This is a genomic window from Agrobacterium sp. B1(2019), from assembly GCF_008274755.1.
Classification (GTDB): domain Bacteria; phylum Pseudomonadota; class Alphaproteobacteria; order Rhizobiales; family Rhizobiaceae; genus Agrobacterium; species Agrobacterium salinitolerans.
The window spans coordinates 42,669-65,090 of record NZ_VTPB01000004.1; the positions used below are offsets into that span (position 1 = coordinate 42,669).

A 22,422-nucleotide genomic window follows, 5' to 3' on the forward strand; every position below is an offset into this window, starting at 1 on the left:
ATCCTTTTCTGATCGGTGGAATTTACAGACGGGCCGCTTCCTGGGCCTCGAAATGGTCGGTGATTTCGCGGCCGGTCGCGATCCACACATCGCCTTTGGAAAGCACATGCTTCAGAAAGTCCCGCAGCAGGTGCCAGCGCATCGGCCGGCCGGATACTTGCGGATGAAGCACGAGCGTGGTTACCCCGCCCCAGGCATGGGTTGCCTCGAACTCGTCAATCCAGAGCGGCAGGATCGTGTCGCGCCCGAAGATCGCGCGCGGACTGGTTCGACTGGTCATGCCGAAATTCCAGTCGTCGAAGGCGTAGTTTACGGGGATTTCGACCGGGCCAGACACGCCGTCGCACGTCCCATGCCGGTAGGGCAGGATGTCGTCGCGGAAGGAACTGGAATAGCGGATGCCGGATTCTTTGAGATAGGCGAGGAGTTCCGGGAAATTCTCGCCCGATGGGGCGCGGTATCCGACCGGGCGAACCCCGAGCGCCGATTGCAATGCCTCGAAGCCTCGGTCGATTTCCTCCATGGCCTCATCCAGCTTTGTCCGGTCCGGCAGCTTGTGCAGGTATCCGTGATGACCGATCTCGTGACCGGCTGCCACCATGGCCTCGCATTCGCCGCGGTGCGCGAGCGCCGTCCAGCCGGGAGTGAAGAAGGTCGCCTTCAGGCCAAGCTGGTCCATCAGGCCAAGAATGCGGGCAATTCCGACGCGCGCATCGTAGCCGCCATGCGAGGTGGTGACCATGCGATCGATATTGGAGGGGTTGTTGCCGATCCAGGCGGTCTCGGCATCCACGTCGAAACCGATGAACAGCGCGCTTTTCGCGCCGTTTGGCCAGATCATGTCCGGTGCCTTTGCTGCCGGGTTGAGGGGGCGTGGTGTGAGATCAAATGTCATGGCATTGCCTTTCAGCGGAGGGTTTGAAGCGTTTCGGCATGGCCGGCCATCAGCGCTTCGATCTCGGTGCAGTCGCTAATCTCTTCGAGGCTGCCGAGCCTTCGCCAGAGTGTCTCCACCTGGTCTTCTGGCAAACTCATGGCGGCAAGCTCGCGGAATTTTGCTGCAACGGCGGGCGGTGACATCGGCCGCTCGGCAGAGCCCGTGGCGCGGGGCACCATCCGCTCGACCGTCACGCCATCGAGGAAGGTCAGCGTCACCACCGGTTCAGCCATGGCATCCATCGATGCGTCAACGGAAATGTCGATCCGCTCCATCATCGCCTGCACGTCCGGATGCTGGCGCCGGCCCTCGGTATAGGCCTGAAGGCCGGCAGTGCCGAAGGCGCATCGGGCGGCAAGTGCATAAGGCAGGCTCATCTGGGTCGGCGCCATGGCGCCCGCGACCTTTGCGCTACACATGTTCGCCAGCATACCACTCATGCGAAGGCCGATCCGGGCGATCTCGTCAGGTGCACGAGCGGTTTCGCCGAGCAGGTCGTCGAGCGCATCGACGGCGGAATGGGCGCCGCGGCAAGAGGCATAGGGTTTCAGCACCGCCCGGTTGACCTTCCAGACATCGCCAAGCCCCTCCGCCAAGAGGTCAGGCTGGCAGGCAGACTTGTTGAACGAGGTGAAGAAGCCACCCCAGACGTCATCGAACACGCGTGAAGGGCCGGCAAAGCCCTTGGCGGCGAGCAAAGCCGCAAGCAGGCCGCCTTCCGCTGCGCGCCCCGCATGCAGCTTCTTTGCCTGCGAACCGTCATGGATAAAGGCCCAAAGGCCGGAAGAGAGGCTCGTCGCCAGCGTCATGGCGTCTCGGGTGGCGGAGGCATCGAGGCCGAGCAGGTTGGCAACGGCGGCGGCCGCAGCAAACGTGCCGCATGTACCGGTCGAATGCCAGCCGATCCCGTTATGGGCATCATAGCCGCCGGCGGCTTCAAGGATGCGGCGTCCCGCATCGTAGCCTGCGACAACAGCGGTGATCATGCGCTTGCCATCTACTGGCTGTGCGACTTCGTACAGGGCTGAAAATACCGCGGGCATGATCACAGCACCGGAATGATCGCAACCCCCAGCATCGTCCAGTTCAAACGCGTGGGCCGCGACGCCGTTGATGAAGGCGCTGTCACGCGATGAACCGGCGAGGCTTGTGCCCCAAAGCTGTGTGCTGCCCGCCGGGTGCATCGCTTGCAATGTACTTGCAAATTCTTGGGAGCGGGCACCCGCGATGGCAGCACCCAGAGTATCGGCAATGTGGACTTTTGTCTTGGCGACGACACTTTCAGGTATGGAGCCATAGCCAAGATCGGAAATGAAACGGGCGAGCCTGTCAATCGGCGTGTCGGCGAGAGAACGGTTCATCAGGAGGATACTCTGGAATAAGTGGATTGCCCGCAACGTTAACGGGGGAGAGATCCCGGCCGCAAAACCATTGCGGCCGGTTGATTTTGTCACGGATGTCTAGCCGCTTACTTTGCGGGCTCGCCGTTTATGTAGATGCCGTCCAGCAGCGTGCCTTCCAGTCCGTGCTTTGCGAAGATCGCCTTGTACTCGCCTGAGGCCATGAGCGCCTTGAGGGCGCCTGCATAGGCATCGCGCAATGCAGTGTCCTTTTTCGAGAAGGCGATACCCTGGTAAACGGCGGTAATAGGCTCGCCGACAATGGCATAGGTATCCTTTTCCAATGTAAGGAGGTAGGGCAGGGTTTCCGAGCCTTGAACCGCACCATCCAAACGGCCCTGCTTCAGCTGGGCGCGCGCATCGGCCGAACCCTCCGTGCCGACGACCTTGATGGCGGCAAGACCCTTGGCCTCGCAATTGGCCGCGCTCCACTTGGCGGTTTCATCCGGGAAGGAAGTGCGGCGGCTCATACCCACCGTCTTGCCGCAGAAGTCGGCTGGGGTCTTGAACTCCTCCTTGCGCGCCGCCGAGGTGTAGAACTGTGCCCCGGATTTCATGTAGTCGACGAAATCGAGGGTATCGCGACGCTTGGGAAGATCGCTCATGCCGCTATGGATGAGATCGACGCGGCCCGTCTGGAGAGACGAGATCATCTGCTCGAAGCCGATGTCCGCCCATTCGACCGTGGTGCCAAGCTGCTTGGCAAGCGCCACGCCAAGATCGATATCGATCCCCACCAGCGTGTTGGTCGCAGGGTCCTTGTATTCCATCGGCGGATAATTGGGCTGGTTTGCGACGACAACCTTGCCCGCAGACTTGATGCGGTCCGGCATGCCTTCGGCATACACCACCGTAGAGGCGAGAATGGCGGCGAGGGTGACAAGAGCTGTTTTCATGCGAATTCCCCTTTTTATGAGCTGAATTGTTTCGGTGCAGTCTTGAAGCGCGGGCCGACCGGAGTGACCGGCCCGATTGGTTTCAGCTGTGAACAGCCCTGATAAACTCCATGGTACGAGGGCTTTTCGGCGTACTGAGAACTTCAGAAGCAGGGCCGACCTCGACCATCTTGCCTGCCTCCATGAAGGCGACGGTGTTGGCAACGCTACGGGCAAAGCCCAGTTCGTGTGTCACCACGATCATGGTCATGCCGCTTGCGGCGAGATCTTTCATCACGTCCAGAACTTCGGAGACGAGTTCCGGGTCGAGTGCGGATGTCGGTTCGTCGAACAGGATCAATTCGGGGCGCATGCACATCGCACGAGCAATTGCCACGCGCTGCTGCTGACCGCCGGACAGTTGCGAGGGATAATGCCCGGCCTTGTCCCCCAACCCCACGCGGACCAAGAGGTCTTCTGCCCGCTTGCGGACATCGGCTATCGGCTCGCGCAGAACCTGGACCGGACCTTCCATGATGTTTTCCAGCGCGGTCTTGTGCGGAAACAGGTTGAACCGCTGGAAAACCATGCCGATGTGGCGGCGCTGCCGCGACATTTCCACATCGCTTATCTCGTGAAGATTGTTGCCTTCGCGGCGATAGCCGACCAGTTCATCATTCACCCAGATTGCCCCGGCGTTCATCTTTTCGAGCTGGTTGATGCAACGGAGAAAGGTGCTCTTTCCCGATCCAGAAGGGCCGATGATGCAGCAGACCTCGCCCTTGGCGATTTCCAGGCTGACCTTGTCGAGCGCCGTAAAAGTCCCATAAAGCTTGGTGACGTCAACGGCCTTTACAACGATTTCCTTGTTCATCTCCATCCCCTCACATCGATGCGCTGACGGCTTTGCTGCCGCGGCCGAAATATTGCTCGATATAATGCTGGACGACCGACAGGACGGAAACGACCGCGAGATACCAGAAGCTGGCAACCAGCAACAATTCCAGCACGCGCGTATTCGCGAAATAGATGATCTGCGCGTTGTGCAGGATTTCCGAATATTGGATGACGCTGGCAAGCGAGGTGAGCTTGACCATGCCGATCACCTCGTTGCCGATCGGCGGCACCATGACGCGCATGGCCTGTGGGAGCACGATGCGGCGCAGCATCATCATCTGCGTCATGCCGATCGAGCGGGCCGCTTCATACTGTCCGCTATCCACTGACAGAAGGCCGCCGCGCACGACTTCCGACGTGTAGGCGCCTTGGGATATTCCAAGCCCCAGCATGGCCGCGACAAACGGCGTCATGATGTCCACGGTGCGGAATTCGAACAGGCCCGGAATGCCCATGGTCGGGAAAATGAGCGCCAGGTTGAACCAGATCATTAGTTGTAAGAGCGCCGGTGCTCCCCGGAAGATCCAGACATAGCCCACCGCAATGGACGACAGGACCGGGTTGCCCGAAACGCGCATCAGGGCGATGACCACGCCAAGAACGATGCCGAGCGTCATGGCGGCCACGGTCATCACCAGCGTACTCTGCAGCCCCTGCAGGATGGCTGGGGCGAAGAGGAAGTCGCGGACATAGCTCCACTCGATCTGGCCGACGCTGAAGGCGCGCACGAGGGCGGCAAGAGCGGCCAGAACCATGGCGGCGGCCACCATGCGCCCAATATGGCGTTTGGGAACGAGCGTCAGGTGGGCGATCTCGTATTTCTGGTCGGGCAATGCAGCTTGGGGTGCAGGTATGGTCATCGGACGCCTCGTGCGTTCTCGGAAGGGGAAACTCTGCCCGGCAGGTTCAGCGTACTTTCTGCGAAGACCTTTCTTGCCTCCAGCGCGCCGATTAAGCGCTCAATCTGTTCACGCACCCTCGTCGGCGACGTCGAGCCAAAGCCGGTGCGGCTGGCAAGCGCGCCTTCCAGCGTGATCACATCGAGAACGCCGCGCGTCAGGCGGGCGTCAATAAGAGGGAGGTCTTCTTCGACAAGGCCCGCAAGATCATGGCCGCGCTCCTCGCAATAGCGCACGACGGCACCGGTGATATCGTGGGCCTGCGCAAACGGCACATTCTGCGATACCAGCCAGTCCGCCACTTCCGTTGCCAGGGTGAAGCCCTTAGGTGCTTCTTCCCGCAGCTTGGCCACATCGAATTCCAGCGTTTCCACCATGCCGGCGAAAGCGGGCAGGATGAGTTCGAGAACATCGATGCTCTCAAACAGCGCCCGCTTGTCTTCGGCGAGATCGCGGTTATAGGCGAGTGGCATGGCCTTCATCGTTGCCAGGAAGCCGGCGATGTTGCCGATCAGCGTGCCGCTCATGCCGCGGGTCAGTTCGGCAATGTCGGGGTTCTTTTTTTGCGGCATGATGGAGGAGCCGGTCGAGTAGGAATCATGCAGCTTCACCCAGCTGAATTGCTTTGAACTCCAGATGCAGATCTCTTCCGCAAGGCGTGACAGGCTGATGGTCACCAGTGAGCAGATGAACAGGAATTCGGCCACATGATCGCGGGCGGAAACTGCATCGATGGAATTCTCGCAGGCCGCGGCATAGCCAAGTTCGACCGCCGACAGATCCGGGCGACAGGCGATGCCGGAACCGGCCAGTGCGGCGGCACCCAGCGGCGAACGGTCGAAGCGCCGGTCGAAATCCTCGAAACGTTCGAGGTCGCGCAGCAGGCTCTGCGCATGCGCCATGAGATGATGGCCGAGCACGACCGGCTGTGCAGGCTGCAGATGCGTGAAGCCCGGCATCACCGTTTCGATATGTCGGGAGGCCTGGGAAACGAGAGCCAGTTCGATCTCGACGATGCCGCGCGACAATTCCCGCGCCATGCGGCGCAGATAGAGGCGGGTATTGTTGGATGTCTGGTCGTTGCGCGAGCGCCCGGCGCGCAGCTTGCCACCCAGCACGCCGAGACGCTGCATCAGCAAGCGTTCAAGGAAGGTATGAATGTCTTCGTCGGCGGCGATAGGTTTTTCGTTTCCGGTCGCAACATCGGTCTCGATATGGTCGAGCGTTTCGCGGATCGTGGCGAATTCTGCTTCATCCAGCACGCCAGCGCGCTTCAGTTCGGAGGCATGTGCGCGTGATCCCGCGAGATCTTCGCGGTAAAGCCGGAAGTAAGCCGGATGCGAGCGTGAAAGATTGGCAAGTGCTTCCGAGGGGCCGGACTTAAAGCGTCCACCCCAGAGCTGGGTCGGCTCTGACATGATAGTTCCCTTTTGTGTTTAGTATTGAGGCAATGTTCCTACTCGCCGTTAATTGAGGCAAGCGAAGATAACTCCTTGGCCTATGACAAAAAGGACTAGCCAACCCGACTTTGCATGCTTAGTCTGAAATCGACTGAACGGGGCGCGAGGTGCACATGTCTGGCCGAAAGCAATTTCCGTCCATGACGGCGCTGCAGGTTCTGCTGGCTGTGGGCGAGCGCGGCTCGACGAGTGCAGCAGCAGAGCCGCTCGCGCTCTCGCAAAGTGCCGTCAGCAAGCAATTGATCGGGTTGGAAGAAATCATCGGTGGTCCGGCTTTCCAGCGAACGCCGAACGGCATGGTTCCAACCGAGTTGGGCGCCATCTACATCGAGCACGCCCGCACGGCGATCAAGGCAATGGAGGATGCGGCCCTGAAGGTCGCTCGCCTCAAGCCGGGGCCGCGTGTTCTTCGTCTTCAGGTGCCGCCGATCTTCGGAGATCGCTGGCTTTTGCCGCGCTTTGTGCAGTTTACCGAGACGCATCCCGAAATCGAAGTTCAGTTTACGACCTTCGTCTCAAAGACACAGACCGAAATTCCTGATGGTAGCGTACGGTTCCTCGTGACCCCGGCTCCAGACGAGGAAGGCACTTATCTGTTTGGCAATGACATTCGTCTGGTTAGTGCCGCATCATACTGGGAAAAGCTTGGAGATCCCTCGACCATCCAAGCTGCCGCACGGGGTGTCATCCTGGAGCATCCACAGACCCCGTTTCATTGGCCGTTCTTCGTGCAGGCGAATGGAATGTCCGGGCTGGAGGTTCGCCACACGATGCGTTTTGGCTATTATACGATGGTTATCCGCGCGGCTCTGGCAGGCCAGGGCATGGCGTTGATCCCGCACGGTCTGATCGTTGAGGAACTTGCTGCCGGCCGCCTCGTCAATCCCGGCGGGCTGGGCTTCCGGAGTGACCATGGATACTGGTTCACCAAGCCGGGAAACATTCCCACAAGCCAGTCGATGCGTCTTTTTGAACAATGGCTGCACGAAGAAGCCCGTTCAACGAAAGATTAGATCGGAATTATCGTGATACCTGGAGGCGAAACGCTTCGGACATCCCATTGTCTTGGAGCATATTGTTCCCCATCCAAATTGGCGGGACTTTGCTTCGTCTGAAATCAAAAGTTCGTTTCGAACACTGCAGCCAATCGGTATGGCGAGCCACCGGTTCGAACCCAATCAAGGCGTTGGGACCCACCCTGACATCCTTGCTAGGTCGCGAACCCGGAATCGACCAAGACCCCTGGAGTGCCGCCAATCGGGCGCCATGTGGCTACCGACCGTCTTTGTCACAGATGCGGGGTATGTTAGCTGCGCGCGAATTCCAGAAGCGGAGCGATGTCATGATTGTCCGCCGCGCGTAGTGCGGCGACGTAGCGTCCTCGCAATTCGCCAACATTGGCCAGACTGCCGCCGCCCCAGGTAAAAGGATCACCGCCAAGCCGCTCGATCAGCAGGTCGGCTGCGAGACGTGCCTGCCGTCCATTTCCGTTCGGAAACGGGTGGATGGCGACGAGGCGATGATGGAATCTGATTGCCATCTCATCCGGTGGAAAGGTCTTGTGTTCAATCCAGTAACGGATGTCGCTCAATAAGCTCGCGAGCTCCATTCCGATACGATAAGCCTGAACGCCGATGTTGCGCTCCGCCGCCCGGAACGTGCCGGCCCATTGCCAGACGTCACCGAACATTCGCTTATGTAGCGTCCGCATGAAGTCTTCGCTGAGCATCCGTTCGAGTGGCAAGCGCCGCCGGCCCCGCGCCCAAGCCGTACCTTCGACTATGTTTTCCTCTTCCGCTTCGTTGAGATCGCGGCGGTGAGTGATCCAGGTTTGAAGCAAACCCTCTCGTTCCTGCGGCTCAAGCGGCGTCGCGTCTTCAGGTTCCTGGAAAAGATCTGTCATACTTCGTTCCAGAGATCGCGCTCAGAGAGCCTATCGCGGATGTATGCCTGGATACGAGATTCGGAATCCGCATAGTCCGTGCCCTGTGCTTCCAAACGCATCGTATGCGCGACGCGCTGAAGTTCGCGTGTTGCGATCTTGCGCGCCCGTGCCTCGACAACGGCTTCAAGCGAACTGTTTGGAACGAGGGCATAGACGAGCGTGCAATCCAGTGCCTCGGCGGCGCGGCGCAGGGTATTGAGTTGGATTGTGCCGGCAGCTTCCGACTTTTCGATTGATTCAACTGTTTGCGGCCGGACTCCAATGCGCGTGCCCAGCTGCGCACCCGTCATGCCGAGGGCATCGCGTAGCGCTCGCACCCATCCCTTGGGCGGTGCCCTAAACCGATCAATTGGTTGGAGCGCCTGAAGTCTTTCGTCAAGCCGTCCCCGTGCTCTTTTGCGAGTGTCACTTTTCATATCTCAGCCTACAAACTGATATTTTGTATACATTATCAGCTTAGGGACTGATCATCAAGCGCGTCATATCAGACTGTAAACTGATAAAAATTCTTGTGATAGCAGTCTATAGTCTGATTTCTATCCATTGGTATCAGTCCTTAGCCTGATCCAAGATCTGGAGAAAGCCGAGTGGGGGGCGCTCCACGACTTTACCTCCAGCGCGCAATTCGTTTTGTTCCGGCTGAACAGCCGAGGGGGTGTGGCGGAAAGAAGCAGGGCGGAGCTGCAGCTGTGGCTCAGGTGGGAGACCCGTGCCGAACACCACCTTGCTCGCCCGAAGCAAACCAATCCCGCTCTTTATTGATAGCGTCCTGGACCAGGGCCGGATCTCCGTCGATCAACCCTCTGTCGGGGTCGGCTAGCAAGCTGCCGCCACTCGGCTTCGCCTTCGCGGTGATTACGACCGTCCCTGGTCCTTCGAGGAGCCATCGAGCGGGATTGGCCCGCTCTGCACGGAGGTTACTCACATGGCACAAGTGTTGAGTTTCAGGATCGGCGAGTGGTGTAGCGCCGTTAGGCGGACGCTGGCGCCTTGACTGCGAGCTTTCAGTCTCACCGCACCAAAAATTATCAAGCATCTGGTCTTTCGCCTTCAAGCGGGCTCACGCTTCAATGCACGGCATAAAACGCGCCAGGCATTTACGCGACTGCATCCCCCGTGCGGATATCAGCGGACTGCTCATATGCCAGTGCAAATTCCAGCGTAGCCCGGTCACTGCGTGGTGGTCCCACCAGCTGTATACCAGTCGGCAGCCCATTTATCCCGAATCCCGCTGGAACGGCCGCCACGGGAAGTCCAGCCAGCGTGGGACCGATCACGACCTCCATCCAGCGATGATAGGTATCCATGGATTTGCCGTCGATTTCGGTCGGCCAGGAGACGTCGATATCGAAAGGGAATACCTGTGCACTCGGCATCAAAATAAAATCGTACCATTCAAACAATCTGCAGAGATACTGGTACCAGGCTGTCCGGACGACGGACGCATTGAAGATATCGGCGGCACTGCACGAAAGCGCGATGTCGAATTCAAACATCTGTTGCCGATTGAGAAGCGACCGTGTTTCCGGCTGGTCATAAATGGCGCGCAGGCCATGGGTCACGCTGAAGCTGCGCAATATCATCCACGCTTCCCAGAGTTTCGGCAGTTCGAAATCCGGCACGAGTTCATCGATATCGCAGCCCATGTTCGCCAGGACGGCGAGAGCCTTGCGATCGACATCCAGCACCCCAGGCTCGAAAGGAAGATATCCACCGAAATCACCAAACCACGCGACTTTCATTCCCTTGGTTGTCGCAGGACCGTGGATTGCCAGGCTCTCGTCCGCCAGGGATAGCGGGTCGCGCCGGTCATAACCTGCCTGCGTTGCGAGAAGCAGTGCGGTGTCCTCCACCGTCTTGCCCATAGGGCCTGAAGTGGCAAGCTGGCCAAGGAAAAGGTCGTTCCCTTTTGCGCCTGGTACTCTGCCGAAGCTCGGCCGGAAGCCGATTACGTTGTTGAAGGCGGCAGGATTGCGCAGCGAGCCCATCATGTCAGAGCCATCCGCGACCGGCAGCATTCGGCAGGCGAGCGCCGCCGCCGCACCACCCGAAGAACCGCCGGCGCTTCTGGTCGTGTCGTAGGGATTTCGGGTTGGGCCATGGACTGGGTTGGTCGTATGGGACCCAAGGCCAAATTCGGGCGTGTTGGTCTTGCCAATGAAAATCGCGCCGGCGGCGCGAACGCGTTCCACATGGAGACTGTCGGCGGTGGAAACGAAATTATCAAAGAGCGGGGACCCCCAGGAGCACGGCAGGTCCTGAACTTCGGAGAGATCTTTTACCGCCTGGGGGAACCCGTGCATCCAGCCGCGCGAGCGCCCCTCCTCAAGTTCCCGGTCACAGGCGCGCGCTTCCTCCAGCAATTCTGTGCTTGGTCGACGAAAGACAATCGCATTCACGACCGGATTGAGACTATCGATGCGATCGAGATAGGCTTCCATTACGGAGAGGCAGGAAACCTGCCGCAGGTGGATTGCCCTGGAAAGCGCGGCTGCGGAGAGCCGGGTGATGTCGCCTGTCATCAATCTGTCCTCAATCCAGAGTCGCCAGAAGGCCGGCCATCAGCCTGCCGCGATCGACCAGGCTGTCAATTTCGATGTGCTCTTCGAGAGTGTGATAACCTGCGCCACGCAGCCCCAGGCCACAGAGCGTGGCAATGCCGAGCGCGCCTGTAAAATTGCCGTCGGAACCGCCGCCTGAACTGCCGTGTGGAAGGCAAACGCCAAGACTTTTGGCAAGCAAACGAGCCTTTTCGTAAAGCGCCATGGTTTCCGGTTGGTACGGTGGCCAGACGGGTCTGGTGACGCCGCAGGTGACCGAGAACTCCACCTCGTTTTCGATCCCTGATAAATTGAGCATTCGGGCGACACCGGACGCGAGATCGTCATCGGTTTTCGCCATGGACAGCGCCTCGGCCGTGCACAGCGAAGAGACACAATTGACCCATTGCCCGCCGTGCATGACGCCAACGGAAAAGGTGCAGTCGTCGTCGCTCATTGCATCTATTTCAATTACCCTGCGGGCCATTTCGCGAATTGCAGACCGGCCGGATTTCGGCGATACGCCGGCATGCGAGGGTGTGCCACGGGCCACCAGGTTGTAGCGGGCAATGGCGTAGCGACCCGTGACCACGCCGTTCTCCTCCCGAGCGGGTTCGGGAACCAGCACGTATTTGTTACGACGGGCCTCAGCCTCGATCAGCTCCCGCGTCGATGGTGTGCCGATCTCTTCGTCGGGGGTCAGCAAGACAGTGACGGGAAGGCGGGTGCCGATGCCCGTGGGCAGAAGCTGCCTCATTGCTTCGAAGACCAGAAAATTGCCACCCTTCATATCGAGTATGCCCGGGCCGTAGGCACGTGTGTCCTCGACACGAAAGGGGAGTTCTTTCAGCGTGCCAACCGGATGAACCGTATCAAGATGACCGGAGACGAGAATTCCAGGCGTGTCGTGCTTGTCGCCAAAACGTGCACGCAGGCTGCCGCCAAGTCCCATACGGCCGGGGATTCGTTCTATTGTGGCACCAATCGTTGCAAAATCGGTGGCAGCAAGATCCATCATGCGATCCACGGCTGCAGCATCGAATGTCGGGCTTTCGCATTCTATCCAGGACCTCAGACGCTTCAGCATGGCGTCTGTATCAAAGGGAAGTTTGGTGAAATCCATAATAGGGGGCTCGTTTCATCGTGACGGGACGTCCCGCGCTCAAGGGAGGGGGCAATCCCGATCTCGTGGCAGGGCAGGGGGCGTCAGGAGGTCAGACGTTTTTCGACGACACGCGCCAGAAGGCTCGCACCAACCGGCAGAATATTGTCATCCAGAACAAAGCCCGGATTGTGCAGCTGTACCGATCCGGCATGGCCAACCGTGCAGTAAACGCCGGGCACCTTGTAGAGCATATCGGCAAAGTCCTCGCTGCCCATGACAGGCTCGTTCTTCGTATAGACAAGGTCTGCACCCACGATGTCGCGGGCGGCATCAGCGACCCCCTCTACAAGTTCTTCCGTATTGATGAGGACGTCGAAGACATTGCGAATGTCTGTTACGATTTCGACTTCGAAAGACGCGGCAAGGCCGGCTGCGATGGTGCGCATACGCTCACGGATCTGTTCATTCACCTCGCGGTCGAGATAACGCACCGTGCCAGAGACTGTCGCTTCTTCCGGAACGACATTATAGGCGGAGCCGGCATGAATCTGCGTGACCGACAGCACGGCCGCCCGAAGTGGAGAAATGTTGCGCGACACGATCGATTGCAGAGCCGAGACCAGATGAGTTGCGACAATGACGGGATCCTTGGACCCTTCGGGACGCGCACCGTGGCTGCCGCGTCCCTTGATGTGGAAATCGAAGAAATCCGCGCCGGCCATGGCGGTGCCCGGTTTGATGCCGATCTTGTTTGGCTCCTCATTAGGCATATTGTGCAACCCGTAGAGCTCGTCACAGGGGAAACGTTCAAACAGGCCGTCTGCCAGCATCGCGCGGGCCCCACCGCAGCCTTCTTCGCCGGGCTGAAAGATGAATACGGCCGTGCCGGCAAAATTGCGGGTTTCGGCGAGATATCGCGCGGCACCAAGTAACATGGTCGTGTGACCGTCGTGGCCGCAGCCGTGGAAGCGGTTCACGATTTTCGACGAATAAGACAGGTTTGTGCGCTCCTCCATCGGCAGCGCGTCCATGTCGGCCCGCAGGCCGATGGTACGCCCGTTCCCCTTCGCTCCCTTGAGAACGCCGACAACACCGGTCTTGCCGATGCCGCGATGCACCTCGATGCCGTAGCTCGCAAGCTTATCGGCAACGATGCCGGAAGTGCGTATCTCCTCGAAACCGATTTCCGGATGAGCGTGGATGTCACGGCGAAGGGCGGTCATTTCATCGTGCCAGGCGGCAATTTTCTCGATAACGGGCATTGCTGATATCCTTGAGATCAAAAAAGCGACGGATCAGGAGAGGGCGGTAGAGAGCGGGGAAAGACGGATGCCCGGGCGAAGCCGCCTCCACGGGAGGGCCGCCGGGTCCACGGCCATTGGACCGGGTGCGGCACAAACGAGAATTGTCTCGGCGTAGGGTTCGAAATCTGCACGGAAATGCACCGAGCTCTTGTTGACGAGAATGCTCGATGTTTCCGGCTCGATCCCGAGATAACGGAACAGGTCGCGGTCGGCCATCTGCACCTTGTGAGAGGCGACGGCTACGCGAACCCCACCGATCCTGAGGCACGCTGAAGGTCCAAGCCGCATCAGGGTGTCGCCGTAGTAGGGACCGGTGACCCGTGTCAATCCGTCGGATAATGCTTCGACGATGAACTCGGCCTCAAGCGGTTCGTCACCAGGAATGCCGGATTTTCCACCGAGCGCGATGAGGATCGTTGCGCCGACGCCCGCTGCCTGTGCTGCCAGCGCAGCCTCAGGGTCATAAAGCAGGCCAAGCGCCGCGTTCTGCGCGCCATTGTCGATGAGGGCCCGCAGCATTCCGGTCGTATCGGAATCGCCACCGGCCCCGGGATTGTCCTGCGTATCCGCAAGCACGACAGGCTTTGCGGCGGTTGCGGCAAGACGTATTGCCTCCTTCACGCCCTCATCTGCACTGTAGACGAGCCCGGCAAAGGCGGGCTCACTGGCGTCGATCAGGGCCTTCAGCTCGTCGGCGGCAAGATCAGCTGCTTCCTGCGTCGTTCCATAGGAGAGAACAGTCGCACCGCAATCGTTGAAATCGGCAGCTGGGAAGCCGGGAAAGAAGGAGAGCGAGACAATTTTTTTCTCTTCCTCCAGCCCTGCGAGCCGGGCGTAGATGGATTGCGCCGGCTCCATCTCAGTACATTGCCACGATATCGGGATCAGATAGTCGATCTGACGATAGGACTTCGCAAAACGCTCACCGTCCATCAGGCGGTCAAGCAAACCTGCCGCCCGTTTGCCGGTAAGGGCCATGTCCACATGCGGATAGGTGCGGTAGCCGATCATGACATCGGCGTTGTCGACCGACCGGCTGGTTATGTTGCCGTGCAGGTCGAGACTGACAGCGACGGGGATGTGATTGCCGACTGCGCTTTTGATGCGGGCGAGAAGTTCGCCCTCGCCATCGTCCAGATGTTCACAGACCATGGCTCCATGAAGATCAAGATAGATTCCGTCGACGGGCAGCGCTGCCACGATGCCGGCAACGATCTCACCGGCAATGCGCTCGAAGGCATCCTCGGTAACATGAGCAGAAGGAACGGCGCTGGCCCGCAGTATAGGAACAACTTCCCAGTTTGCTTGCCGGGCATAATCGAGCGCGCCCTCGATACCGGTATTGGCGCCCCGGACGAGAGCGATGATCTCCTCGCCACGGCAGAGCGGCAGATGGCCGGATCCCTTCAGAAAGGCGTCATAGGTGGCTTTGGTGGGAGCAAATGTATTGGTCTCATGAATGAAACCGGCAAAGGCGACACGCCGGGACGTCATCAGTCATTCTCCTGGAAATTATGCCGCTTCGGGGGCAAGCGGCCGGAAATTGGCGAAATCCCAATGCCGCCCCGGGGCGGCATCGATAAGCTGGCGAGTGTATGCATGAGCCGGATTGGTCAGCACCTCGTAGCCGCTGGCATATTCCACAATGCGACCTTTCTGCATAACGATTATGTCGTCACATATCTGGGCGGCAACGCGAAGATCATGCGTGATGAACAGGATGGAAATACCGAGCTTTTCCTGCAAGTCCGCAAGAAGGTCGAGTACCTGTGCCTGAACCGATACGTCGAGCGCCGACACTGCCTCGTCGGCCACGAGAACCTTCGGGTTCATGGCAACGGCACGGGCGATCGCGATACGCTGGCGCTGGCCGCCTGAGAACTGATGAGGATAGCGGCTCACTGCATCCGGGGGCAGACCGACGATTGCGAGAAGTTCGCGCGCTCGCTTCAGGGCCTCCGGCCTCGGCGTACCGTAATTTATTGGCCCTTCGATGATACTTTCCCCCACCGTGATGCGCGGGTTGAGCGAGCGATAGGGATCCTGAAACACCATCTGGATATGCTGGCGATATGGCTGCAGGGTCCGGCGGGAGAAATCGGCGATTTCCTGTCCGGAAATGCGGATCGAGCCGGAGGTGGGATCGATCAGCCGCATGATACAGCGAGCGACGGTTGACTTGCCAGAGCCGCTTTCACCGACAATACCGAGGGTACGACCCTTCTTCAGTGTGAAGGACACATCCGTCGCTGCCTTTGTTCCGGCCACTGTTTTGCCGAAAAAGCTTTTTTTACCATACACCTTCTCAAGTTCCGAGGCCGAGAGCACGACCTCATCCGAGAGAGCGGGGCGCGGCTCGCGTGGTTGAAGGCTTGGCACGGAGGAAAGAAGCGTGCGGGTATAGTCCATTTCCGGTGCGCTTAAAATCCTGTCGACCGGACCACTCTCGACGAGATTGCCACGGTTCATGACGTAGACGGTGTCTGCGATCTCGGCCACTACGCCCATGTCGTGGGTGATAAACAGAACGGCGGTACCCTGCTTTTCCCGAAGTTCATTGATGAGCTTGAGAATCTGCTTCTGGGTCGTCACATCAAGGGCTGTGGTCGGTTCGTCGGCGATCAGCAGTCTGGGTTTGAGGATCAATGCCATGGCGATCATGATACGCTGGCGCTGACCACCCGAGAGCTGATGGGGATAGGCTGCGAATATCCGCTCGACATCGGGCAGATGCACTTCCCGCATCATCTCGAGAACGGCGATCTTCTGCTCTCTGGCTGAAAGCCCCGTGTGCTCCTGAAGCACCTCGCAAATCTGCCGGCCGACCGTCAGCACTGGATTGAGTGCTGTCATCGGTTCCTGGAAAATCATGGCAATACTTTTCGAGCGCAGTGCCCGCATGCGGCGGGCGTCAGCCTTGAGGAGGTCCTCACCTTCGAACAGGATTGTACCGCCCGCAGGCTCAAGTGAATTTCGCGGCAGGAGGCCCATCGTAGCGAGCGAGGTCACCGATTTGCCTGAACCGCTCTCGCCCACCAGGCACACCGTTTCACCGGCTCGAATGGCGACCGAAATGCCGTTGAGGACCGGGACGCTGTCGTCGTCTCCGGTCAGGCGGATGATGAGGTCCTCGACGCGCAATACTTCGGACGCGGTGGCGGGATCGAATGCAACAGCCGTCATTTCGCGGCCTCCCTTTTCTTCATGCGCGGATCGAGCAGATCGCGCGCCGTATCACCGAGAAGGTTGATGGAGAGAATGCAGAGCGAGAGCACCAGACCTGGCCAGAAGATCAGTTGCGGATTGATCTGGAAGTAGGCGCGTCCCTCGGCCATGATATTTCCCCAGGTCGGGATTTCGGTGGAGACACCCGCCCCGAGGAAAGACAGTATCGCTTCTGTAAGGATCGCCGAGGCGCAGACATAGGTGGCCTGCACGATGAGCGGTGCCAGGGTATTCGGCATCAGATGCCGCCAGAGGATTTTCGGAAGGCCGGAACCGGCGGAGATCGCGGCCTCGACATAGGGCTCTTCGCGCGCAGTCAGCACCACCGAGCGAACAAGACGCACCACGCGAGGAATTTCCGGGACGGTAATGGCGAACATGACGGTCCAGATATTTGCCCCGGTCAGCGAGACCACGGCAATGGCGAGCAGCAGGCTTGGAATTGCCATCAGCGCGTCCATGATCCGCATGACCACGGCGTCGAGGAGCCGGAAGAAGCCGGAGACCAGGCCGATCCCCAGTCCAACAGCCACCGAGATGACAGTCGCTCCGATCCCAATAAAAAGGGAGATGCGAGCCCCGTACAGGACACGCGACAGCAGGTCCCGTCCGTAGGCATCGGAACCGAGCGGGTAGATGTCGCTGGCGGGCTTGAGGCGTGCAGAGGGCGTCATGGCCACGGGATCATGCGGAGCAAGCCATGGCGCGAGAACAGCCATGAGAATGATCAGGACAAGGATTGCGAGCGCGATGGCCGGGACGAGGACAGCTTGTCCGCGTTTTTTTCTGCCGGCGAAGACGGGCAGCCGCATGGCGGCACCAAAAAGCGTGGAATTGGCCATCAGTACCGTATCCTCGGATCGAAGAAGGAGTAGGAGAGGTCGATGAGGAGATTGACCAGCACATATATCCCGCTTGTCAGCAGGATCATGCCCTGAATGACAGGGTAATCGCGGGCAAGAATGGCATCGACCGTGAGCCGGCCAATGCCAGGAATGTTAAATACGCTCTCCGTTACTACCACGCCGGAAATAAGCAGTGCAAAGCCGGTGCCGATAATGGTCAGCACAGGAACCGCGGCATTGCGCAGCGCGTGGCGGAACAGGACGGTATTTTCCTTCAGCCCTTTGGCACGGGCGGTTCGCACATAATCCTCGCCCAGCACCTCGAGTACGGAGGCGCGTGTCATGCGGGCGATCAGCGCGATATAAATCGAAGCAAGTGTGAGGGCGGGCAAAATGGCGCGTTCCGCGAAAGGACCGACGCCCTTGGTGATGCTCCGGAAGCCCTGCACCGAAAACCATTTGAGGTCGATGGCGAAGACCTGGATGAGGATATAGCCGATCACGAAAACCGGCACGGAGAAGCCGACGACCGACACCGTCATAACGGCATAGTCGATCCACGTGCCGTGGCGCCACGCCGCGATGACCCCAAGTGGAACGGCAATCAGCACCGACAGGACGATCGTGACGAGCGCGAGGCTCACGGTCGGTTCGATGTGCTTGCCGATCATCGCAGTGACTGGCGTATTGGAAATCAGCGACACGCCAAGGTCGCCCTGGAGAAGCAGCCAGAACCACGAGACGAACTGCACGACGATCGGTTTGTCGAGGCCGAGGGCAGCGCGGATTTTCTCAAGCTGCTCGGGCGTGGCCATGTCGCCGGCGATGATGGCGGCCGGATCGCCAGGCGTTATGCGCAGCAGGAGAAAAACGAAGACGGCGACCGTGATCATTACCGGAACGGAGGCCAGAATTCGGCGGAACGTATAGGCGAGCATAAGCATCCTCACGTCGGTTGGGCAGGCAAGGCAGCGGCATCCGAGGGATGCCGCCATGTTCTTCCACGGGGCTCAGTCTTCTGTTTTCTCGATGTTCCAGAACACCGGAACCGGTGATTCCAGGAAGCCGGAAAGCTGGTTGCGCCACACGGAGGGGTTCTTGTACTGGCCAAGCGGAACGTAGCTGACCTCGTCCATGGCATGGGCCTGAAGCTCGGCGGCCGCAGCCTTCTGCTCTTCAGCTGTCGCCGCGGCGATGTATTTGGCGCGCAACGCTTCCAGCTTCTCGTCTGTCTGCCAGCCAAAAAATCCCTTGGCGCCGCGACCGTTCAACATCGGATTGTTAAGAGGCGTCATGATTTCCGGCACAATCCAGTTGGTGAAGAACATGTTCCATCCACCCTCAGCCACCGGCTTCTGCGAGGCACGGCGAATGACGAGCGTCTGCCAGTCCATGGGCTGAAGTTCGACGTTGAAGCCCGCAGCCCGCAGCGCAGCCGCAGCCACGACCGGCTGGGCCTTGACGGTCACGACGTCGGTAGGCTGAAGGATGACAATGGGAGTTCCGTCGTACCCGGCCTCCTTGAGGAGTGCCTTTGCATTGTCCATGTCGCCCGCGCCGGTCAGGCTTTCCGAACCGGCCAGCGCTTCCAGGGGCGTACCGCAGCCGAAGACGGAGCCGCAGATGGTGTAGTAGTCCGGATTGCCGATCAGGGCGTCGAGAACATCCTTCTGGTTCATCGCTTTGAGAGCGGCCTGGCGGATCTTCTTGTTATCGAAGGGCGGGTACAGGAAATTCATGCGGCCCATGGTCTGCGAGCCAAGCGTGTTTAGCGTCTTGACGGTCAGTTCGTCATTGCTCTCGACAAGTGGCAAAAGATCAATTGGCGGAGCTTCGATATAGTCGATTTCCCCGGACTGGATAGCATTGATTGCCGTCTGGGCATCGGGCATGCTCAACCATTCCACACGGTCAACCTTGACCACCTTTCCGCCGGCCAGCCAGCTGGCAGGCTCACTGCGCGGCACGTAATCGGCAAATTTTTCATAGACCGACTTGACGCCCGGCTGGTACTCGGCCGTGACGAACCTGAAGGGGCCGGAACCGATAAATTCGGTAATGGCGGTATCGGCCGGGGTTGCGGCAATACGTTTCGGCATCATGAACGGCACGACCGAAGACGGCTTGGCCAGAACGTCGGGCAAGAAGCCGAAGGGTTCCTTCAGTTTGAAAACAAAGGTCCTGTCGTCCGTAGCCGTCAGGCTTTCTGTCTTGTCGAAGAGGATCTGACCGGAAGTATCCCGCTTGCCCCAGCGCTGAAGCGAGGCAATGCAGTCTTCTGCTGTCACAGGTGTGCCGTCGTGCCATTTCAGACCGTCGCGCAGCGTGAATGTATAGGTCAGCTTGTCATCCGAAACGGTGTACTCAGCCATCTGGGGCTGCGGCTTGAAATCGGCATCAAGCGCAAGCAGCGTGTCATAGATCATGTAGCCGTGATTGCGCACGATGTGAGCGGTCGTGATGATCGGATCGAGAATACGCAAGCCCGAATGCGGTACGGCCATCATCGTTGTGGCTGAGGCTTCCGTCCCAAAGCCCGCAACACAGGCTGAAAGGGCAATGATCGCCGCAACGAGCCGGCTTTTTCCCCGGCTTGCTTTTCTGGTCAACTGAGCGTGCATGATTTCGCTGTTCCCTTTTTTTGTTTGGCAGGTGGCAACCGGAAGGCGCGGGCATTGGCCCGCACGCAAGCGCACGGCACCCGTCTGGTCCGGACCGTTTTTGACAATGTCGCCGCGATCACCTGGAAGTTCGCGCAACGAGGTACACTTGTGCCGCCGCAAAGGTACGGCGAAACATACGACCGCAATACCTTCCGCAACTGCGGCTGTGAAACCGCAACGCGACAGGCCTGCAAGGTACAGCGGTGCCCTCACATGGCGAGCACGTGGGCATAGCTGACTATAACGTCATTCCGATTGAAGCATGGTGTGCAAGGCGTTCCCCTTAGGATTATTTTACCGCGATGCGATTGCTATTCTCGACTATCGATTATAGGGTCGTTGAAAACCTTGTCAACGATCTTGCTGCGTCGCAAAATGAATTTTACCGAACCTTCAGAAGCGGCCGATCACAGAGCCCGCATTGCCGCGCTGGAAAAGGCATTTGCCGTGCTTGAGATGTTCGGGCCGGAAACGCCTGAACTTAGAATTGCTGATGTTGCGAGGCGAGGCACGATGAACAGATCCAGCGCCCAGCGTCTGGTCCATACACTTGTCAAATCCCGTTGGCTTGAACGCGACGCACTAAGCGGTGTCCTTTCTCTCGGGCACCGGGCGTGTTATCCCGCACATGTCTATCTTTACAGCAACCAGTTGATCGATCTCGTGATGCCGCTGGTCGTAGAATTGAATGCACGCACCGGTCTCAGCACCGATCTCTGGCTCCTCGACGGGAAGACCGCTGTTACGCTGGCCCGGGTCCCGTCACCCGCCGCATCCCTGGCACTTGCCCCGGTTGGCAGCCGCGTCGCACTTGCCGAGACCGCGCCGGGCCGGGCGCTGTTGTCTCTTATGGATGCGGCAACACTCGATAAATTCCTGGCAACATGGACAGGCGACGCGGGTTCGCTGCGCGAGCGGATAGCCTCTGAGCGCAGCGTGGGATTTTCCTTTGACAGTACTGGCGAAGGCGGATCCCGCCATGTCATTGCGACCGCTTTTCGCGATGCAGCCGGCCAGCCGCTCGCTGCGATCTCGCTTTCCGGTCTTGTAGACACGGAGGCAGCAGGCACGGTGACCGGGCAACTTTGCGAGACCGTCTCACGCATGGGGGAGTTGATGGTGACACGGGCGGTACGCCCGGCCAACCTTGAGCCAAATCCACGCACGCTGTGGCCGCTGGTCGACGACGAGAATGATCCGCTCGCGGTGACCGCTGTTTCCAAAAGCCTGCATTTATTGCAGTTTTTCCATCCGCAAACGCCGCTGCTCACCCTGACGCAACTTTCACAGCAAACCGGCTTTCCGGTGCCGACTATCCAGCGCATTACAGGTACGCTGGCGGGACTGGGCTATCTGAAGAAAGACCAGCCCAAACGCGCTTTCCATGTATCGGAACGAGCGCTTGATCTTCTTTATCGTTTCCAGATGGGAAACGCGTTGCTCCGGTCGGTATGGCCTCGGCTTATCAGGCTACGGGAGGAATGCGGGCTGCGTTGTTCCTTCTGCATCCTGGACGGCACGGAAATCATCCACCTGCTGCATGTTCAAAGCCGACCGCAACCGGCTTTCAGAACCGCCTATCCCGGTAGACGCCTTCCGGCCGTTTCATCCTCCGGTGGTCGGGCGATCCTGTCGTGGCTGCCACCTGAAGAGATCGACAGAATTCTTTCGGAAAGCCCCGTCCAGCCCGGTACGCCCTTTACCGTTACGAACAAGGAGGAAATCCGCAGGGAGATTCTGGAAGCAAGCGTTCGAGGCGTAGCTTTCACGGATCGCCAGTCGATCCGCGACGAGGTAAATGTTGCCGCTACGGTACCGGGACAAGACGGTCGTCCGGCGGGAGCCATCGTCGTATCCGCTCCTGTGCACAGCTGGTCTGTCGAGCGGCTTGAGCGCGAAGTCGTACCCCTGCTGGTGTCCCACGCCCGAGGCGGATAAGATTTGTCTTGCCCGATGCATCGCACCGGGTAATGATCGCACGTGGGCTCCCAGTATCGTTTTGGTCACCTGCAAGGCGCCGAAGGTCGGCGACGGGTGCACGATCCATCCTTTAGTCCGGACGCCGGTTCAACGGTCACTGCGGGCAGCTTTTGCAGATCGTCGATAAATGTGCCCCCGGTCACTTGGCCAGGATGCATGATTGCCGATACGTCGCCCGGAAATTTTGCATCGCATCTGTTCAGTCTCTGGCGGCTCGCGGCCACACACTCTTTCAAGCCACTGAAAAAACAGTGAAATTCCAGTTTCATAGAAACTGGCATGAAATCTGCTTCTTCTTTTTTTAGCCGGGCAGGGACCTGGCGGCAAACAACAAGAGGGAACAGCAT

At 59.2% G+C, this 22,422-nt stretch carries 19 protein-coding genes; 2 read left to right on the forward strand and 17 right to left on the reverse strand.

From position 1 onward, the window contains the following. Positions 1-22: 22 nt before the first annotated feature. The 6 genes from AGR1_RS24325 to argH form a co-directional block, all read right to left on the reverse strand. Positions 23-895: a polysaccharide deacetylase gene (locus tag AGR1_RS24325; protein ID WP_149148575.1), complete on the reverse strand. Its 873-nt coding sequence runs from the start codon at positions 893-895 to the stop codon at positions 23-25. An 11-nt stretch (positions 896-906) separates the two neighbouring features. Then, a complete protein-coding gene (locus tag AGR1_RS24330; RefSeq protein ID WP_149148576.1) occupies positions 907-2,298 on the reverse strand; it encodes an MmgE/PrpD family protein in 1,392 nt (463 codons plus the stop codon). Between the two features lie 107 nt (positions 2,299-2,405). Next, the gene (locus tag AGR1_RS24335; protein WP_149148577.1) at positions 2,406-3,233 is read right to left on the reverse strand and encodes an ABC transporter substrate-binding protein; all 828 of its coding nucleotides are present in this window, start codon (positions 3,231-3,233) and stop codon (positions 2,406-2,408) included. Positions 3,234-3,315: 82 nt separating this feature from the next. Then, positions 3,316-4,086 (reverse strand): amino acid ABC transporter ATP-binding protein, encoded by a 771-nt coding sequence (locus AGR1_RS24340; protein ID WP_149148578.1) that lies wholly within the window; start codon positions 4,084-4,086, stop codon positions 3,316-3,318. 10 nt (positions 4,087-4,096) lie between these two features. Continuing rightward, on the reverse strand, positions 4,097-4,969 hold the full coding sequence (locus AGR1_RS24345) for an amino acid ABC transporter permease (protein ID WP_149148579.1): 873 nt from the start codon (positions 4,967-4,969) through the stop codon (positions 4,097-4,099). Then, on the reverse strand, positions 4,966-6,426 hold the full coding sequence (gene argH, locus AGR1_RS24350; RefSeq protein ID WP_149148580.1) for an argininosuccinate lyase: 1,461 nt from the start codon (positions 6,424-6,426) through the stop codon (positions 4,966-4,968). Before argH ends, AGR1_RS24345 begins: the two co-directional genes overlap by 4 nt. Positions 6,427-6,581: 155 nt before the next feature. Between argH and AGR1_RS24355 the strand changes: the two genes are divergently transcribed. After that, the gene (locus AGR1_RS24355; protein ID WP_149148581.1) at positions 6,582-7,481 is read left to right on the forward strand and encodes a LysR family transcriptional regulator; all 900 of its coding nucleotides are present in this window, start codon (positions 6,582-6,584) and stop codon (positions 7,479-7,481) included. 293 nt (positions 7,482-7,774) lie between these two features. Here AGR1_RS24355 and AGR1_RS24360 read toward each other — a convergent pair whose 3' ends face one another. From AGR1_RS24360 to AGR1_RS24410, 10 genes are all read right to left on the reverse strand, one after another. After that, positions 7,775-8,371, reverse strand: a complete 597-nt coding sequence (locus AGR1_RS24360; protein WP_149148582.1) for a mobile mystery protein B — start codon at positions 8,369-8,371, stop codon at positions 7,775-7,777. Next, positions 8,368-8,829, reverse strand: coding sequence for a mobile mystery protein A (locus tag AGR1_RS24365; protein ID WP_149148583.1), 462 nt, complete (start codon positions 8,827-8,829; stop codon positions 8,368-8,370). Before AGR1_RS24365 ends, AGR1_RS24360 begins: the two co-directional genes overlap by 4 nt. 681 nt (positions 8,830-9,510) lie before the next feature. Beyond that, positions 9,511-10,935, reverse strand: a complete 1,425-nt coding sequence (locus AGR1_RS24375; protein ID WP_149148584.1) for an amidase — start codon at positions 10,933-10,935, stop codon at positions 9,511-9,513. A 10-nt stretch (positions 10,936-10,945) separates the two neighbouring features. Next, a complete protein-coding gene (locus tag AGR1_RS24380; RefSeq protein ID WP_149148585.1) occupies positions 10,946-12,076 on the reverse strand; it encodes a M20/M25/M40 family metallo-hydrolase in 1,131 nt (376 codons plus the stop codon). Positions 12,077-12,159: 83 nt separating this feature from the next. Beyond that, positions 12,160-13,320 carry a M20 aminoacylase family protein gene (locus AGR1_RS24385; RefSeq protein ID WP_149148586.1) on the reverse strand — a complete coding sequence of 387 codons (1,161 nt, stop codon included), beginning with the start codon at positions 13,318-13,320 and terminating at the stop codon, positions 12,160-12,162. 33 nt (positions 13,321-13,353) lie between these two features. After that, the gene (locus AGR1_RS24390) at positions 13,354-14,856 is read right to left on the reverse strand and encodes a M81 family metallopeptidase (RefSeq protein WP_149148587.1); all 1,503 of its coding nucleotides are present in this window, start codon (positions 14,854-14,856) and stop codon (positions 13,354-13,356) included. An 18-nt stretch (positions 14,857-14,874) separates the two neighbouring features. Then, positions 14,875-16,545 (reverse strand): ABC transporter ATP-binding protein, encoded by a 1,671-nt coding sequence (locus AGR1_RS24395; protein WP_149148588.1) that lies wholly within the window; start codon positions 16,543-16,545, stop codon positions 14,875-14,877. Beyond that, positions 16,542-17,399 carry an ABC transporter permease gene (locus AGR1_RS24400; RefSeq protein ID WP_246669753.1) on the reverse strand — a complete coding sequence of 286 codons (858 nt, stop codon included), beginning with the start codon at positions 17,397-17,399 and terminating at the stop codon, positions 16,542-16,544. The genes AGR1_RS24395 and AGR1_RS24400 overlap by 4 nt, the downstream gene beginning before the upstream one ends. 29 nt (positions 17,400-17,428) lie before the next feature. Then, positions 17,429-18,370 carry an ABC transporter permease gene (locus AGR1_RS24405; protein WP_149148590.1) on the reverse strand — a complete coding sequence of 314 codons (942 nt, stop codon included), beginning with the start codon at positions 18,368-18,370 and terminating at the stop codon, positions 17,429-17,431. Between the two features lie 72 nt (positions 18,371-18,442). Next, a complete protein-coding gene (locus tag AGR1_RS24410) occupies positions 18,443-20,053 on the reverse strand; it encodes an ABC transporter substrate-binding protein (RefSeq protein WP_149148591.1) in 1,611 nt (536 codons plus the stop codon). A gap of 417 nt (positions 20,054-20,470) precedes the next feature. On the opposite strand from AGR1_RS24410, the gene AGR1_RS24415 reads away from it, so the two are divergent. Then, positions 20,471-22,033 (forward strand): helix-turn-helix domain-containing protein, encoded by a 1,563-nt coding sequence (locus tag AGR1_RS24415; RefSeq protein ID WP_149148592.1) that lies wholly within the window; start codon positions 20,471-20,473, stop codon positions 22,031-22,033. A gap of 65 nt (positions 22,034-22,098) precedes the next feature. Here the strand turns inward: AGR1_RS24415 and AGR1_RS24420 are convergent, their stop codons facing one another. Continuing rightward, positions 22,099-22,422 (reverse strand): hypothetical protein, encoded by a 324-nt coding sequence (locus AGR1_RS24420; RefSeq protein WP_149148593.1) that lies wholly within the window; start codon positions 22,420-22,422, stop codon positions 22,099-22,101.